Source organism: Bartonella sp. MR168JLCBS, from assembly GCF_042194175.1.
On the sequence record NZ_JBHIMP010000105.1, the window covers coordinates 1 to 280 of the forward strand.

1 protein-coding gene is annotated in these 280 nt (G+C 38.9%); it reads right to left on the bottom strand.

Annotation, left to right across the window (positions count from 1 at the left end; translation table 11 throughout):
- Positions 1 to 5: 5 nt before the first annotated feature.
- Positions 6 to 280: (d)CMP kinase (locus ACFIK8_RS09460; RefSeq protein ID WP_375669277.1), on the bottom strand; the 275-nt coding region annotated here is incomplete at its 5' end.

Sequence of the window (280 nt, forward strand, 5' to 3'; positions counted from 1 at the left end):
CGACTTCATTCAATTATATGCGCTTTTATGATCGGATCAATAAGAGCACATGCAATTTTAAACGTTGCTTCTATACCTAATTCTGACGTATCAAGCAAGTGGGCATTTTGCGCTGATTTTAGCGGGCTTTGTGTGCGGGTTATATCGCGACTGTCACGTTGTTCAAGATGAGCAAGAATCTCATGATAGTCTGCTTGGGCTCCTTTCTTTAAAATTTCTTGATAACGACGTTTTGCACGCGTTTGAATATTGGCTAGAAGATAAAACTTAATATCAGCAT